General features: G+C 42.1%; 1 pseudogene. It reads right to left on the bottom strand.

From position 1 onward, the window contains the following. Positions 1–292, bottom strand: a pseudogene (locus tag AAEY68_RS20835) (hypothetical protein); the annotation flags it as partial.

Below are 292 nucleotides of genomic sequence, written 5' to 3'. Positions count from 1 at the left end.
AAGGATAGTACTTTAGTTGCTTTACCAAGACGCCGCATTAGCACATCAAATTTTCCTGCGTATGCACGCTGTTCGTCACGCAATGTCAACATGTGCATTTTGACAATGCTACTTATCACTGCTCGTTTAGCAATATCATGAATATCTTTAAAGTTTTTCAGTCTCAGGTAACGCATAAAAAAGCGCTCATCGAGGTGTTTAAAATGCGAGCGAATAAACCAACCGACATCGCCAGAGTATCTTCTCAGTACTGCTTCTGCCCAGATATGCCTAAAAGCATGCGGTGTAGGGT

Origin of the sequence: Pseudoalteromonas sp. RB2-MNA-CIBAN-0110 (assembly GCF_040309305.1) — a bacterium.
Taxonomy (GTDB): Bacteria; Pseudomonadota; Gammaproteobacteria; order Enterobacterales; family Alteromonadaceae; genus Pseudoalteromonas; species Pseudoalteromonas arctica.
This window is presented reverse-complemented; position numbering and strand designations above follow the sequence as displayed.